Here is a 15,059-nt window from a genome sequence, read left to right on the forward strand (position 1 = left end):
CTTTCTACGCATTCGCCTGGAGCGCCCGATGACCCAGCCTACAACCCCTTTCAACTTGCGCAGTGGCCCAGACGCCAACGGCCTGTTCGGTGCATTCGGCGGTCGTTATGTCGCCGAAACCCTCATGCCGTTGATCCTCGATCTGGCCCGCGAATACGAAACGGCGAAGGAAGATCCTGCGTTCATAGAGGAACTGGCCTACTTCCAGCGTGACTACGTCGGACGTCCAAGCCCGCTGTATTTCGCTGAGCGCCTGACCGAATACTGCGGCGGCGCCAAGATCTACCTCAAGCGCGAAGAGCTGAACCACACTGGCGCGCACAAGATCAACAACTGCATCGGCCAGATCCTGCTGGCACGGCGCATGGGCAAGAAACGCATCATTGCCGAGACCGGCGCCGGCATGCACGGCGTAGCCACGGCCACCGTGGCCGCACGTTTCGGTCTGGATTGCGTGATCTACATGGGTACCACTGACATCGAGCGCCAGCAGGCCAACGTGTTCCGCATGAAGCTGCTCGGTGCCCAAGTCATCCCGGTGGTCGCCGGCACCGGTACCCTCAAGGATGCGATGAACGAGGCGCTGCGCGACTGGGTGACCAACGTTGACAGCACGTTCTACCTGATCGGTACCGTGGCCGGCCCGCACCCGTACCCGGCCATGGTCCGCGACTTCCAGGCAGTGATTGGCAAGGAAACCCGCGATCAGTTGCAAGCCCAGGAAGGTCGTTTGCCCGACAGCCTGGTGGCGTGCATCGGCGGGGGTTCCAATGCCATGGGGCTGTTCCACCCATTCCTGGACGACAAGAGCGTGGAAATCATCGGCGTCGAAGCCGCCGGCTACGGTATCGAAACCGGCAAGCATGCTGCCAGCCTGAACGGCGGCGTCCCGGGTGTACTGCACGGCAACCGCACTTTCCTGTTGCAGGACGACGACGGCCAGATCATCGATGCCCATTCGATTTCCGCCGGCCTCGACTACCCGGGGATTGGCCCGGAACACGCCTGGTTGCATGACATTGGCCGTGTCCAGTACACCTCGGTCACTGACGCCGAAGCCCTGGAAGCCTTTCACAAGTGCTGTCGCCTGGAGGGAATCATTCCTGCCCTGGAAAGCGCCCACGCCCTGGCTGAAGTGTTCAAGCGTGCCCCGAACCTGCCCAAGGATCACCTGATGGTGGTCAATCTGTCCGGCCGTGGCGACAAAGACATGCAAACCGTAATGCACCACATGGAACAGTCCCAGCAGGAGAAACACTGATGAGCCGCCTGCAAACCCGTTTTGCCGAACTCAAGGAACAGAACCGCGCCGCCCTGGTGACTTTCGTGACCGCTGGCGACCCGGACTACGACACTTCGCTGGCGATCCTCAAGGGCCTGCCGGCGGCTGGTGCTGACGTGATTGAGCTGGGCATGCCGTTCACCGACCCGATGGCCGACGGCCCGGCGATCCAGTTGGCGAACATCCGCGCCTTGGGCGCACAGCAGAATCTGGCGAAAACCCTGCAGATGGTTCGCGAGTTCCGTGAAGCCAATAGCGATACGCCGCTGGTGCTGATGGGCTACTTCAATCCGATCCATCGCTACGGCGTGCAGCGTTTCATTGGCGAAGCGCTGGACGCTGGCGTGGATGGCCTGATCGTGGTGGACATGCCGCCCGAGCACAACAGTGAGCTGTGCGAGCCGGCCCAGGCCGCCGGTCTGGACTTTATTCGCCTGACCACGCCGACTACCGATGACGTGCGTTTGCCGACCGTGCTCAACGGCAGTTCTGGCTTCGTGTATTACGTCTCGGTGGCCGGCGTGACCGGCGCCGGCGCCGCGACGCTGGAACATGTGGAAGAAGCTGTGACGCGCCTGCGTCGTCACACCGATTTGCCGATCAGCATTGGCTTCGGCATTCGCACGCCGGAGCAAGCCGCGGCCATCGCACGGTTAGCCGACGGGGTGGTGGTCGGCTCGGCCCTCATCGACCATATCGCCAACGCGCAGACGCCGGAGCAGGCGATCGATGGGGTGTTGAGCCTTTGTGCTGCATTGGCTGATGGGGTGCGTAAGGCGCGGATTAGCTGATTGCCTGATTGAGCCTGTCAGTAATAAAAAGGGGTTCAGAACTCGGTTCTGAACCCCTTTTTGGTTCACGGCAACTCCAACCCGCCACCCGCCTTGTGCAGCTTACGCAAATGCCCGCCTATCTCTTTGACGTTAGCCTCATTGGCATTGATTTCTGCCGCGCGGCTTGGCTCAAGCAAGGCCCTGACTTCCTTATCCAAATCCCCTGTCAGTGTTTGAAGCTGTTTCTGACGCAAGCTGCTTTCGGATTCCAGTCGCTGCCATTCGCTGGGCTGTGGCAACCCGTAACCGCTGCTGCCCAGCAACTCGGCGGGGCGGCTCAGGAAACCGCTGTTGGCGAGGATCTGCTGCAGTGTCGCGTTGGCCCTTTCCATGCCGCCGTTCTGCAACTCCCGGGCACCGAGGTAACGCTGTTTGACCTCATCCTGGGCCAGAAGCAACTGCCGGCGATAACTGGCCTGTTCCAACAGTAGCAACGCCGCGCTGGTGCGCAGGTCAGCCTGTTCAAACCATGGCCGGCGTTCTGCGGCGCTCAGGGCCAGCCAGTCTTCCACTTTTTGTTGCTTGATCGGCAAGTGTTTCTTCAGCACCTCAAACATGGCCTGATACCGCTCCCGGAATGAGTCGAAGCGGTAACCCAGGCGCAAGGCCTCCTTGGGATCATCGAGCACGCTGGTATCCGCCAGGCCGCGTCCCTTGAGCACTTCCAGCAAACCATTGGGCATGATGCTGTCCAGCCCCTTGAGCTGCGCATTGTTGCTGCCGCTGCGCAGCAATTTCAGGCTTTCCACCGCGCAGTTGTTGGACAGGAAGTAATAGTTGCCGTCATAGCTCCAGTGCATTTCGGCGGCGTGTTCGACCGTTTCCTCGATCTCGGACCGTGTCAGGGTCAGCGGCACCGAGGCCAGGCTGCGCAGTTCGGTCTTGGTGTATTCATCGATGACCTGGGCCAGCGGCAGTACGAACAGGCGCGACGGGTATTTGCCCACCAGGCCGTCCCAGCTCGACAACTGCACATCCCCAACGAAGGCGCGGTATGACAGCACCAGGTGTTGATCCAGATCCAGCCGGCAGTCCGGCCCACGGGGGCGGTCCGGCGCGCAGATCACCAGTCGCAGCATGCTGTGGCCCCAGCGGCTGACCCAGTTCTGGTTGGCTTCGGCCAAGAGATAATCGATGGCGTAGACCCGCTCTGGATCAACCTTGCCCAGTGGCGTCTTGGCAAAGTCGTTGCCTGCGTTGAGGAAAGCGAATGACGGGGCGCAGGTATTCTTGGCGGCGGGGGCCCAGCCAAAGTGTTCCTGATAATAACGATACAGTGCTGGCCGTCGGCAGGCGTAGCTTGGGTCCAGGAGAAAGTACTCCATGTTGACCGCGACGAACTCCTTGGGGCTGCTCGTTTCGTAGATGTCCGGGCTGCGGGCGACCTGGCGATTATGCTGTTCCCGTTCGCCACGACGACCGACGTATTGCGGCCAGCCGGCGAGGTCCAGCAAGCGGGGATCATCGCTGAGGGTGAAGCGGCGGTCGTTCTGGCCCCGGCATTCATCGGGAAGGCCGATCAGCCCGGCGCTGCTGGTGCGTCGGGTGCAGCGTTGGATCAGCGCGCGTTCGGCGTTCGGCCATAAACGCGAGCGATCATAAATGTGAGTCAGTTCATGCAGGACCGTGGCGAGCATTTCCCGCCGCACGGTGCCGTGGGGGCGATGGGTCTTTTGCGTGGCGGCACTGCCGTCGGTGAGGCTGTCGAGCAGGTTGCGATTGAGGTCCAACTGCGACACCAGCGAGGCCTGACCATAGGCGTTGGCGGGCATCCGGTCGGTCCAGCCCACATTAATGCGTCGGTCCAGCTGTTCGATGAATCGCGGCGGCAGAGCCTGCATCGCTTCATCGAGCAGCGCCTGGCTGGCCTGCTGTTGCGCCGGGGTCAGTCCTTCGTCGTTAAGGTGCAGTTGCAGGCCGGCCTGGGCGGTGCTGCTCAAGAGCAGCACGACCCCGGCCGTCAGCCAGACGGCGAACGGCCTCACAATGCGAGGATGGCTTCGGCGAGAACCTGGTCACTGGCGTCGCGGGCTTCCGGTACGCGGGTGCGCAAGGTGTCGAAGGCGGCCTCGAGGTGAGCGCCACGAATTTCCCCGTTACTGGCGACGAAACTGGCCGCATCGTCATGGGCTTCACGAACGATTTTCGAGTCACGGATGGATGTGGTGGTGTCGGAGGTGAAATCGATCGTGCGCTGGGAGGCGCGAACGACGATGTTACTGGTGGCTACCAGGGTTTGTGCCTGGGCCACATCGGCCAACACCAGCAGGCCTAGGGTGGCAGCAATCAGCGGGCTACGCATGGAACGACTCCGAAGAATAAAGATAACTATTGGACGAGAATTGCCTGTGCCAGTTCAAGGTCGCTGACGTGAAGTTTTGGTTGGGTCCGGTGCAGATAATCCAGGGCCGACTCCAGTTGTGCACCTCTCAACTGCCCATCGCTGGCAACGAATGCCGCAGCGTCATCGTGGGCGGCGGCGATCAGTTTATGGTCGAAGGGCGCGGAGGTCACCATGCTCGTGGCATAGCCGCTGATCACGACTTGCTGGGTGGAGACATCGAAAGCATGGGCCGGAACGGACCAGCATAAAGCGCTGAAGAAAAAAGCGAGGGACAGATCTGAGTAGAAACGCATGGGACTCGACTGTTGATGGTGAGTCCGAAGGCTAGCGCAAACCACTGCGCCAGAGCCAGCGCTGAAACATCGGAACACCATTGGCGTCCCGATGTTTCATGTCTGGAATCAGATCACCAGGATGGCTTGGGCCAGCTGCGCGTCGGAGGCGTTCAACTGCGGCGCCTGCTGACGGATGTAATCCAGAGCGCTTTCCAGCTTCACACCGCGGATGGCGCCGTTACTGGCGACGAAACTGGCAGCATCGTCACGAGCGGCCAGGACAATTTTGTCGTCGCGAAACGACGAAGTAATGTCGGACGTTGCGTCGGATGTGGCCTTGAGCGCACCCACGAGGGAGTCGGTGGTGACGATAAAACTACTGGCATTGGAGTGGGCGGCTACGGCCAGCAGGGCGGCGGCGCTGAGCAGACGAAGACGGATCATGATGAAACTCCTTGAATAATGAAGTGGTGCCGGTGCGTGTAGCTGGAAGAGAAGACGCATGCTCGACCCGCTTCGCCACGTTCGTTTCGATATTAGGTCAGAACGAGGTGGATGACAGCTTGGCCATTGGCTATTTCCACGCTTCTACAACAGCTCGATAAAACTGTACTGGTAGCTATCTAATTTCTTGTTAACTGTGCAGGTTCATCATTTTTGTCAAAACCAGGCCTCTGAAACGACAAGACCCGTCGCGGTTTCCCGCGACGGGTCTTGTTTGTTCAATTCGGTGCTGGCGGTGGACCCGGTGGGTCAGGGCCAGCGACGCTGAGTTAGCGCCAGAACGGCTTGCTCAGCTCTTCGTAGCGTTGTGCTTCGCTGATACCAGCGTCAGCCAGCAGGCGTGCATCCAGACGGGCCAGTTGGTGGCGGCTGGCGATGCGGCGCTGCCACAACATCAGGTTAGCGATAACGCGAAGAGGCAGGGAAGCCTGGTTTTTTTCAGCTTTGTCTTCGAAAAACAGCTCGGAACTGAGTGTACGTTCCATGGTTGACATCCTTCCGCTTATGGCGGGATTAGGTAGTGGTTTAACTGGTACCCATGATCCTCTTGTTTGGCCAGTCTCTCTAGATACAGTTCACCTGTAATGTGAGAGACCAGTTAACTGTTAAACGGTGGTGTACTGGTCAATATCGAGGCAACTGTACCTGTGCGCACTATTATTGTGCATTTTTGCCATGAAGGCCGAGTTGGGTGGGAGTTTGCTGTAGGAAATCACAGGTACAGTAGTACAGTTTTTGTGGTTTGTGGGTTGAGAGCGATGGCCAATGAAAACTGTATTGGCTACCAAAGTGATCCAGCTGTATTAAACCGCCAGCATCTGCCCGGTCTCTTCCAGATTCAGGTGCCAACTCAGTGCATCGCGCAGGATGTGTGGTGTATGCCCGCCCAAGGCGCACGCCGCTTCAAAATACTCGTTCAATGCCTGGCGATAGGACGGATGCACGCAGTTGTCGATGACCACACGCGCCCGCTCCCTTGGCGCCAGGCCACGCAGGTCGGCCAGGCCGATCTCGGTCACCAGAATGTCAACATCGTGCTCGGTATGGTCCACATGGCTGACCATCGGCACGACACTGGAAATTGCGCCGCCCTTGGCGATCGACTTGGTGACGAAAATCGCCAGATGCGCATTCCGGGCAAAGTCCCCCGAGCCACCAATCCCATTCATCATCCGCGTGCCGCAGACATGGGTGGAGTTGACGTTGCCGTAGAGGTCGAACTCCAGCGCCGTATTGATGGCGATGATGCCCAGGCGGCGTACAACTTCGGGGTGGTTGGAGATCTCCTGGGGACGCAGGACTAGCTTGTCCTTGTACTTCTCCAGATTGCCGAACACGTCGGCATTGCGCCGGCCCGACAGTGTAATGGAGCTGCCAGAGGCGAAGCTCAGTTTGCCGGCGTCGATCAGGTCGAATGTGGAGTCCTGCAGGACTTCGGAATACATGGTCAAGTCTTCGAACGGCGAGTCGATCAGGCCGCACATCACGGCATTGGCAATGTTGCCGATACCGGCCTGCAACGGACCGAGTTTGTTGGTCATGCGCCCGGCGGCGACTTCCTGTTTGAAGAAGCCGATCAAATGATCGGCAATGGCTTGGGTGTCGCTGTCCGGCGGCATGACGGTCGAAGGCGAATCCGGCTGATTGGTGATGACAATGGCAGCGATTTTTTCCGGCGGTATCGGGATGGCAGTGCTGCCGATACGGTCGTCGACCTTCACCAAGGGAATCGGTGTGCGCGTCGGGCGATAGGTCGGGATATAGATGTCATGCAACCCTTCCAGATCAGGGTTGTGGGCCATGTTGATTTCAACAATGACCTGCCTGGCGAAAATAGCGAAGCTGGCCGAGTTGCCCACCGAAGTGGTGGGCACGATATGGCCTTGCTCGGTAATGGCCACGGCTTCGATCACGGCAATATCCGGCAACTTGAGCTGGGCGTTACGCAGTTGTTCGACGGTTTCCGACAGGTGCTGGTCGATGAACATCACCTCGCCAGCGTTGATGGCCTTGCGCAACGTGCTGTCGACCTGGAATGGCATGCGCCGGGCCAGTACGCCGGCTTCGGTGAGTTCCTTGTCGAGGTCGTTACCCAAGCTCGCCCCCGTCATCAGGCTGATTTTCAACGGCGTGACCTTGGCGCGCTCAGCCAGGGCGTGGGGCACTGCTTTCGCTTCTCCGGCGCGGGTAAAGCCGCTCATGCCGACGGTCATGCCGTCCTGAATCAACAGGGCTGCTTCGGCAGCGCTCACAACTTTGTTCAACAACGAAGGCAGGCGGATGCGGTCACGGTACATGGGTGGTTATCTCGGGCTGGAAGCAAGGTGCGCAGTCTATTGAATTCGCGCCGTGTCCGTCCCGCTACAAAAGTCGCATTTAAGGCGTCTATTACGGGCGTTTCAGGCAAAACATTATTACTGGATCGGTAACGTTGGGCCTTGATACAAATCAAAACGCCCCGACAAGTCGGGGCGTTAGTGGCGAAGCAGTGAGCGTTATTCCACCGCTTTGACCATGTCTTCGATGACCTTCTTGGCGTCACCGAACACCATCATGGTCTTGTCGAGGTAGAACAGCTCGTTGTCCAGGCCAGCATAGCCGCTGGCCATCGAGCGCTTGTTGACGATGATGGTCTTGGCTTTGAACGCTTCGAGAATCGGCATGCCGGCAATCGGCGACTTCGGATCGTTCTTCGCTGCTGGGTTGACCACGTCGTTGGCACCGAGCACCAGCACCACGTCGGCCTGGCCGAATTCGGAGTTGATGTCCTCCATTTCGAACACCTGGTCGTAAGGCACTTCAGCCTCGGCCAGCAGCACGTTCATGTGTCCGGGCATGCGACCGGCCACTGGGTGGATCGCGTATTTCACGGTCACGCCATGGTGGGTCAGCTTCTCGGTCAGTTCTTTCAATGCGTGCTGCGCCCGTGCCACCGCCAGGCCATAACCCGGGACGATGATCACGGTATCGGCGTTGGTCAGCAGGAAGGTGGCGTCGTCCGCCGAACCGGATTTCACCGGCCGGGCTTCTTTGGAGCCTGCCGGGCCTGCGGCGTCTGCTGTGTTGCCGAAACCGCCGAGCAATACGTTGAAGAATGAACGGTTCATCGCCTTGCACATGATGTACGACAGGATCGCACCGCTCGAACCCACCAGCGAGCCGGCAATGATCAGCATCGAGTTGTTCAGCGAGAAGCCGATACCCGCTGCGGCCCAACCGGAATAACTGTTGAGCATCGAGACCACCACCGGCATGTCCGCGCCGCCGATCGGGATGATGATCAGCACGCCCAGGACAAAGGCCAGGGCCAGCATCAAGGCGAACGCGCCGAGGTTGCCGGTGAACATGAAGGTCAGGCCCAGGCCCAGCGTTGCCAGACCCAGAATCAGGTTGAGCTTGTGTTGCCCGCCAAACTGTACCGGTGCGCCCTGGAAGAGGCGGAACTTGTACTTGCCCGAGAGCTTGCCGAAGGCGATCACCGAACCGGAGAAGGTGATTGCACCAATGGCGGCGCCAAGGAACAGCTCCAGGCGGTTACCGGCCGGAATCGCATCGCCCAGTTGTTGGACGATGCCCAGGGATTGCGGCTCGACTACTGCTGCAATGGCGATGAACACCGCAGCCAGGCCGATCATGCTGTGCATGAACGCCACCAGTTCGGGCATCTTGGTCATCTCGACGCGCTTGGCCATGATCGAACCGGCGGTGCCGCCGACCAAAAGGCCCACAATGACGTAGCCGATGCCGGCAGTCGCCAGCTCAGCACCGAGCTTATAAATGAGGCCCACGGTGGTGAGCACCGCCAGCGCCATGCCGAGCATGCCGAACAGGTTTCCCCGGCGGGACGTGGTGGGGTGCGACAGGCCTTTGAGGGCCTGGATGAAGCAGACAGACGCGATCAGATAGAGCGTCGTTACCAGGTTCATGCTCATTACTTAGGCGCCTCTTCTTTTACGGCTTTCGGGGCTTTTTTCTTGAACATCTCAAGCATGCGGCGCGTCACCAGGAAGCCGCCGAACACGTTCACCGCGGCCAGGGCCACGGCGAGGGTGCCCATGGTCTTGCCCAGCGGGGTCACGGTCAGTGCGGCGGCAAGCATGGCGCCGACGATCACGATCGCCGAAATGGCATTGGTCACCGCCATCAGCGGTGTGTGCAACGCCGGCGTTACGTTCCAGACCACGTGGTAACCGACATAAATCGCCAGTACAAAGATGATCAGGTTGTAGATACCGGGGGAGATAAGCTCTTCCATTGTCTGAATCCCTGCTTAGGCGTTTTTACGGATGACCTGGCCGTCGCGGCACATCAGGCACGCGGCGACGATGTCGTCTTCCAGGTTCACGTCGAACTGACCTTCCTTGGTGAAGACCAGCTTCAGGAAGTCCAGCAGGTTACGGGCGTACAGCGCCGAAGCGTCGGCCGCGACTTCGCCGGCCAGGTTGGTCGGGCCGCAAATGATCACGCCATTTTCGGTCACCACCTGATCGGCGACGGTCAGCGGGCAGTTACCGCCCTGGGCTGCCGCGAGGTCAATGACCACCGAGCCGGGCTTCATCTGTGCGACGGTTTCGGCGCTCAGCAAGGTCGGAGCCTTGCGGCCCGGAATCAATGCGGTGGTGATGACGATGTCAGCCTGCTTGGCGCGCTCATGCACGGCCTGAGCCTGGCGCTGCATCCAGCTGGCAGGCATGGGCCGGGCATAACCCCCGACACCGACGGCGCATTCACGCTCTTCGTCGGTTTCGTAGGGGACGTCGACGAACTTGGCGCCGAGGGACTCAATTTGCTCCTTCACCGCCGGCCGCACATCCGACGCCTCGATCACAGCACCCAGGCGCTTGGCCGTGGCAATCGCCTGCAATCCAGCCACGCCAGCACCGAGAATCAGCACCCGCGCCGCTTTGACGGTACCTGCGGCGGTCATCAGCATCGGCATGAAGCGGGGGTAGTAGTGGGCGGCCAGCAGCACGGCCTTGTAGCCGGCAATGTTCGCCTGAGACGACAGCACATCCAGGCTCTGGGCGCGGGAGGTACGTGGCGCAGCCTCAAGGGCGAAAGCGGTAATGCCGCGCTCGGCCAGCTTGGCGATGGTTTCGTTGTTGAACGGATTGAGCATGCCCACCAGAACGGTGCCGCTCTTGATCAGCGTCAGCTCGCTGTCGCTGGGGGCGACCACCTTGAGAATCAGCTCGGCCCCGAAAGCATCACTGGCGCTGCCAATGGTGGCGCCCGCTGCTTCATAGGCACTGTCGATAACGCTGGCCTTGATACCGGCGCCGCTCTGGACAGTGACCTTATGGCCTTGGCCGATCAGCTTCTTGATGGTTTCCGGGGTTGCAGCAACCCGCGTTTCACCCGTCTGGGTTTCGAGAGGAACACCAATGTGCACGTCAAATCTCCTGCGTGATCTTATTGAGTAAACCCAGGCACTTCGGATGGTGCGGCTGGGGCGGCCGATCAGCACGATGCCGCCGAATCAGGCGGGGCGCGGCATTTTGCAGGCGAAAATTCAGCCCTTCAAGGGATTATGACGGGTGACGGAAAATTAACTACAAGTCACCCTGTGACCGAATGTCGCAACTATCGGCATATATCCCCGGTAGGTTGGGCTTTTCAGGGTTTCAGGCCACATTTGACGATTTTTCCATTGGCGACGTGAATGAACCCTAATGAGCTGCGTAACGTGGCTCAAAGCCACGTTTTTGAACGGTTATGAGACTACTGTACTGATTTCGTAACAGATTGACTGTATGCGACATAAATTTATATCTGTAGCGCTTTTGATTAGCTTACTACCGGAGTCGGATATAGGGTTTTTCCTTGTTAATCAAGGCTATAGCTGCCGGCCTGCTGAACGAGCCAATCGCGAAAAGCCCTCAGAGAGGCTGATTCGACCTTTCTTTCGGGGATCATCAAGTAGTAGGCCTTGATGCTCGACAAGGCATTTCGATTGGCAACCACCAGTCGTTTCTCGGCCAGCTCGCGCTGGATCAAAAAAGGTGGAATCAAGGCGATTCCCATGTCATGCATGGCCGCTTGGGCAAGCATGGAGAATAGTTCATAACGCGGGCCTGTCAGGTCTCGCGCGATATTGAGGTTTTGGGAGTTGAACCATTGGCGCCACGCATACGGGCGGGTGGTTTGTTGAAGTAAGGGCAGTTCGGCGATGGCTTGCGGTGTCAGGCTGTCCCGGTGATCCAGTAAGGTGGGGCTGCACACGGGCATCGGGTTTTCTCCCATCAGCTTGTGGGATTCGGTGCCGGACCAGTCCGCATCGCCGAAATAGATAGCGGCGTCAAAATCCGTATCCGCAAAGAGAAACGGTCGAGTGCGATTGGTCAGATTGACCGTCACTTCTGGGTGCTGTTGTTGGAAGTCCTTGAGGCGCGGCAGCAGCCATTGAGTACCAAACGTCGGAACCACTGCCAGCTCTATCACGTTGGCGCCGGTATGCCCCATTACTGAAAGAGTATCGCGCTCCACGGCGTCCAGTTGAGTCGCAACTCGGCGGCTGTAGGAAAGTCCGGCCTCTGTCAGTTTGACTCCCCGTCGTGAGCGTCGGAACAGCTCCACACCGAGGAAGTCCTCCAGGCTGGCGATCTGTCGGCAAATGGCGCCCTGTGTGAGGGAAAGCTCCTGTGCGGCCTTGGTAAAACTCTCATGGCGTGCGGCGGCCTCGAAACTGACCAAGGCGACGGTGCTGGGGATTTTTCTGCGCATGTACGTCAACCTCACACGTCAGCGTTGAAAACGGGGTTCTTTGCACTTACGGAGTGAGAAATTAGCACAAGAGAGTGCGTAATCCTCGTTTGCTCTGATAGGAAAGCGCGCCTAGGATCAATCCACGATTTTTAATCTGATTGGCGAGGACTCTTTCATGGCCGGTAAAGCGAGTTTCAACTGGATTGATCCATTGTTGTTGGACCAGCAACTCACCGAAGAAGAACGCATGATTCGCGACACTGCCGAGCAGTTCGCCCAACAAAAGCTCGCGCCGCGTGTGTTGGAAGCGTTCCGTCATGAAAAAACCGACCCGGCCATTTTCCGTGAGATGGGCGAGGTCGGCTTGTTGGGGGCAACCATTCCTGAACAGTACGGCGGCAGCGGCTTGAACTACGTCAGCTATGGTTTGATCGCTCGTGAAGTGGAGCGCGTTGATTCAGGTTATCGCTCAATGATGAGCGTGCAGTCCTCGCTGGTCATGGTGCCGATCAATGAGTTCGGCACCGAAGCTCAAAAGCAGAAGTACCTGCCGAAGCTGGCCTCCGGCGAGTGGATCGGTTGCTTTGGTCTGACAGAGCCGAACCACGGCTCCGACCCGGGAGCGATGATTACCCGTGCGCGCAAAGTGGAGGGCGGCTACAGCCTGACGGGTAGCAAGATGTGGATCACCAACAGCCCGATTGCCGATGTATTTGTCGTCTGGGGTAAGGATGACGCCGGTGACATCCGCGGCTTTGTTCTGGAGAAAGGCTGGAAGGGCCTGAGTGCGCCGGCGATTCACGGCAAGGTCGGTCTGCGCGCTTCGATCACTGGCGAGATCGTCATGGATAACGTCTTCGTTCCAGAAGAGAACATCTTTCCGGATGTGCGTGGGCTGAAAGGGCCTTTCACCTGTCTGAACTCGGCTCGCTATGGCATCTCCTGGGGAGCCTTGGGGGCCGCCGAATTCTGCTGGCACACCGCGCGCCAGTACACCCTGGATCGACAGCAGTTTGGTCGTCCTTTGGCTGCCACTCAGTTGATCCAGAAAAAGCTGGCCGATATGCAGACTGAAATCACCCTTGCCCTGCAAGGATGCCTGCGTCTGGGGCGTATGAAGGATGAGGGTACGGCCGCTGTTGAAATCACCTCCATCATGAAGCGCAACTCCTGTGGCAAATCCCTGGATATTGCTCGCATGGCGCGGGACATGCTGGGCGGCAATGGCATCTCCGATGAGTTCGGCATCGCTCGCCATCTCGTCAACCTGGAAGTGGTGAACACTTACGAAGGTACTCATGACGTTCATGCACTGATCCTGGGGCGCGCGCAAACCGGTATCCAGGCGTTCTATTAATAGGGGGACGGCATGGGCGCGCTTTCGCATCTGCGGGTACTGGATTTATCGAGGGTGCTGGCCGGGCCGTGGGCTGGTCAGATCCTGGCGGACCTGGGGGCTGAGGTCATCAAGGTCGAGCGGCCGGGTGGTGGTGACGATACGCGCGCCTGGGGGCCGCCGTTTCTGAAGGATGCGTCTGGCGAGAATACGACCGAGGCGGCTTACTACTTGTCGGCCAATCGCAACAAGCAATCGGTGACCATCGATTTCACGCACCCCGAGGGGCAAAGGTTGGTGCGGGAGTTGGCGGCAAAGTCCGACATTCTGATTGAGAACTTCAAGGTCGGTGGGCTGGCGGCCTATGGCCTGGACTACGACTCGCTGAAGGCGATCAACCCGCAACTGATCTATTGCTCGATTACCGGGTTTGGTCAAACCGGTCCTTACGCCAAGCGCGCCGGATATGACTTCATGATCCAGGGGTTGGGGGGCTTGATGAGTCTCACCGGCCGGCCTGAAGGTGATGCGGGGGCGGGCCCGGTGAAGGTAGGGGTTGCACTGACGGACATCCTGACCGGTGTCTATTCGACCGTCGCCATCCTGGCTGCGTTGGCTCACCGCGATCATGTCGGCGGCGGGCAGCATATCGACATGGCCTTGCTGGACGTTCAAGTGGCTTGCCTGGCGAACCAGGCGATGAATTACCTGACCACGGGCAACGCGCCGAAGCGGTTGGGCAACGCTCATCCGAACATAGTGCCTTATCAGGATTTTCCTACGGCTGACGGTGACTTCATCCTTACGGTGGGCAATGACAGCCAGTTCCGAAAGTTTGCCGAGGTCGCGGGTCAGCCGCAGTGGGCTGATGACCCTCGCTTTGCGACAAACAAATTGCGGGTGGCGAACCGTACAGTATTGATACCTTTGATTCGCCAGGCGACGGTGTTCAAGACCACTGCCGAGTGGGTCGCTCAGTTGGAGCAGGCTGGAGTGCCCTGTGGGCCGATCAACGATGTGGCTCAGGTGTTTGCCGATCCCCAGGTCCGGGCGCGCGGGCTGGCGATGACGTTGCCTCACGCACTGGCGGGTGAAGTGCCGCAGGTTGCCAGTCCGATCCGGCTGTCTGAGACTCCGGTGGAATATCGCAATGCGCCTCCTTTATTGGGAGAGCACACGCGGGATGTTCTGCAGCGAGTGTTGGGGTTGGATGCGGCGATGGTGACGGGCCTGAAAGAGGCTGGGGTGCTCTGATGCTTTCTTCTATATAGAAGAGCCTTTTTGCGGGGTGCGGTGGCTTTTTCGAATGCCCCGCAACTTATTGATGGAAAAACGAAATTAAGGGTTGACGGCAAATCCTAGACGTCTATAATTCGCCCCACTTCCGGCGCAGTCGAAACGGAAACTCCTTGAGTTTCAATGAGTTAAGTAGGTTTCTGCGGTGCAGGGCTTCAGGTTATCGAAGCTCGGGAAGTAGTTGGTGGGGCGGTTTTTCTGGCTCCGTTAACGATTCGATCTTCTCGATCGAAAGCGGTCAAAAAGAGGTGTTGACAGCAGCGAGTAACGCTGTAGAATTCGCCTCCCGCTAGCGAGAGATCGGAAGCGCAAGTGGTTGAAGTTGTTGATGTTTTGGAAAGCAAAACTTTGAAAACTTCAGAAATAACCGCTTGACAGATACACCGGGCGCTGTAGAATGCGCGCCTCGGTTGAGACGAAAGGCTCAACCCACCGCTCTTTAACAACTGAATCAAGCAATTCGTGTGGGTGCTTGTGGAGTCAG

At 58.9% G+C, this 15,059-nt stretch carries 14 protein-coding genes; 4 read left to right on the top strand and 10 right to left on the bottom strand.

Annotated features, from left to right (window positions below; translation table 11 throughout):
• Nucleotides 1-28 precede the first annotated feature (28 nt).
• Nucleotides 29-1,261, top strand: coding sequence for a tryptophan synthase subunit beta (trpB, locus tag BMY45_RS17765; RefSeq protein WP_092399805.1), 1,233 nt, complete (start codon nucleotides 29-31; stop codon nucleotides 1,259-1,261).
• Nucleotides 1,261-2,073, top strand: a complete 813-nt coding sequence (gene trpA, locus BMY45_RS17770) for a tryptophan synthase subunit alpha (RefSeq protein WP_092399807.1) — start codon at nucleotides 1,261-1,263, stop codon at nucleotides 2,071-2,073. The genes trpB and trpA overlap by 1 nt, the downstream gene beginning before the upstream one ends.
• A 65-nt stretch (nucleotides 2,074-2,138) precedes the next feature.
• Here trpA and BMY45_RS17775 read toward each other — a convergent pair whose 3' ends face one another.
• The 10 genes from BMY45_RS17775 to BMY45_RS17820 form a co-directional block, all read right to left on the bottom strand.
• Nucleotides 2,139-4,100: a DUF7844 domain-containing protein gene (locus BMY45_RS17775; RefSeq protein WP_092399809.1), complete on the bottom strand. Its 1,962-nt coding sequence runs from the start codon at nucleotides 4,098-4,100 to the stop codon at nucleotides 2,139-2,141.
• Nucleotides 4,097-4,417 carry a DUF2388 domain-containing protein gene (locus tag BMY45_RS17780; protein WP_047230076.1) on the bottom strand — a complete coding sequence of 107 codons (321 nt, stop codon included), beginning with the start codon at nucleotides 4,415-4,417 and terminating at the stop codon, nucleotides 4,097-4,099. The genes BMY45_RS17775 and BMY45_RS17780 overlap by 4 nt, the downstream gene beginning before the upstream one ends.
• A gap of 26 nt (nucleotides 4,418-4,443) precedes the next feature.
• Nucleotides 4,444-4,752 carry a DUF2388 domain-containing protein gene (locus BMY45_RS17785; RefSeq protein WP_047230077.1) on the bottom strand — a complete coding sequence of 103 codons (309 nt, stop codon included), beginning with the start codon at nucleotides 4,750-4,752 and terminating at the stop codon, nucleotides 4,444-4,446.
• A 108-nt stretch (nucleotides 4,753-4,860) separates the two neighbouring features.
• Nucleotides 4,861-5,178 (bottom strand): DUF2388 domain-containing protein, encoded by a 318-nt coding sequence (locus BMY45_RS17790; protein WP_047230078.1) that lies wholly within the window; start codon nucleotides 5,176-5,178, stop codon nucleotides 4,861-4,863.
• 329 nt (nucleotides 5,179-5,507) lie between these two features.
• Complete coding sequence (locus tag BMY45_RS17795; RefSeq protein ID WP_047230079.1) at nucleotides 5,508-5,723, bottom strand: DUF1127 domain-containing protein; 216 nt, start codon at nucleotides 5,721-5,723, stop codon at nucleotides 5,508-5,510.
• Nucleotides 5,724-6,041: 318 nt separating this feature from the next.
• Nucleotides 6,042-7,535, bottom strand: a complete 1,494-nt coding sequence (locus BMY45_RS17800) for an acetyl-CoA hydrolase/transferase family protein (protein WP_092399811.1) — start codon at nucleotides 7,533-7,535, stop codon at nucleotides 6,042-6,044.
• 198 nt (nucleotides 7,536-7,733) lie between these two features.
• Nucleotides 7,734-9,170, bottom strand: coding sequence for an NAD(P)(+) transhydrogenase (Re/Si-specific) subunit beta (locus tag BMY45_RS17805; RefSeq protein ID WP_092399813.1), 1,437 nt, complete (start codon nucleotides 9,168-9,170; stop codon nucleotides 7,734-7,736).
• Nucleotides 9,170-9,493, bottom strand: coding sequence for an NAD(P) transhydrogenase subunit alpha part 2 (locus BMY45_RS17810; RefSeq protein ID WP_003187010.1), 324 nt, complete (start codon nucleotides 9,491-9,493; stop codon nucleotides 9,170-9,172). Before BMY45_RS17810 ends, BMY45_RS17805 begins: the two co-directional genes overlap by 1 nt.
• Nucleotides 9,494-9,508: 15 nt before the next feature.
• Nucleotides 9,509-10,630 carry a Re/Si-specific NAD(P)(+) transhydrogenase subunit alpha gene (locus BMY45_RS17815; protein WP_092399815.1) on the bottom strand — a complete coding sequence of 374 codons (1,122 nt, stop codon included), beginning with the start codon at nucleotides 10,628-10,630 and terminating at the stop codon, nucleotides 9,509-9,511.
• Between the two features lie 434 nt (nucleotides 10,631-11,064).
• Complete coding sequence (locus BMY45_RS17820; protein WP_092399817.1) at nucleotides 11,065-11,961, bottom strand: LysR family transcriptional regulator; 897 nt, start codon at nucleotides 11,959-11,961, stop codon at nucleotides 11,065-11,067.
• A 157-nt stretch (nucleotides 11,962-12,118) separates the two neighbouring features.
• On the opposite strand from BMY45_RS17820, the gene BMY45_RS17825 reads away from it, so the two are divergent.
• Nucleotides 12,119-13,300, top strand: a complete 1,182-nt coding sequence (locus tag BMY45_RS17825; RefSeq protein ID WP_025216186.1) for an acyl-CoA dehydrogenase — start codon at nucleotides 12,119-12,121, stop codon at nucleotides 13,298-13,300.
• Nucleotides 13,301-13,312: 12 nt separating this feature from the next.
• Nucleotides 13,313-14,533 carry a CaiB/BaiF CoA transferase family protein gene (locus BMY45_RS17830; RefSeq protein ID WP_092399819.1) on the top strand — a complete coding sequence of 407 codons (1,221 nt, stop codon included), beginning with the start codon at nucleotides 13,313-13,315 and terminating at the stop codon, nucleotides 14,531-14,533.
• The last annotated feature ends 526 nt before the right edge of the window (nucleotides 14,534-15,059 follow it).

The sequence above is a fragment of the Pseudomonas sp. NFACC39-1 genome (genome assembly GCF_900110355.1).
Taxonomy (GTDB): domain Bacteria; phylum Pseudomonadota; class Gammaproteobacteria; order Pseudomonadales; family Pseudomonadaceae; genus Aquipseudomonas; species Aquipseudomonas tehranensis.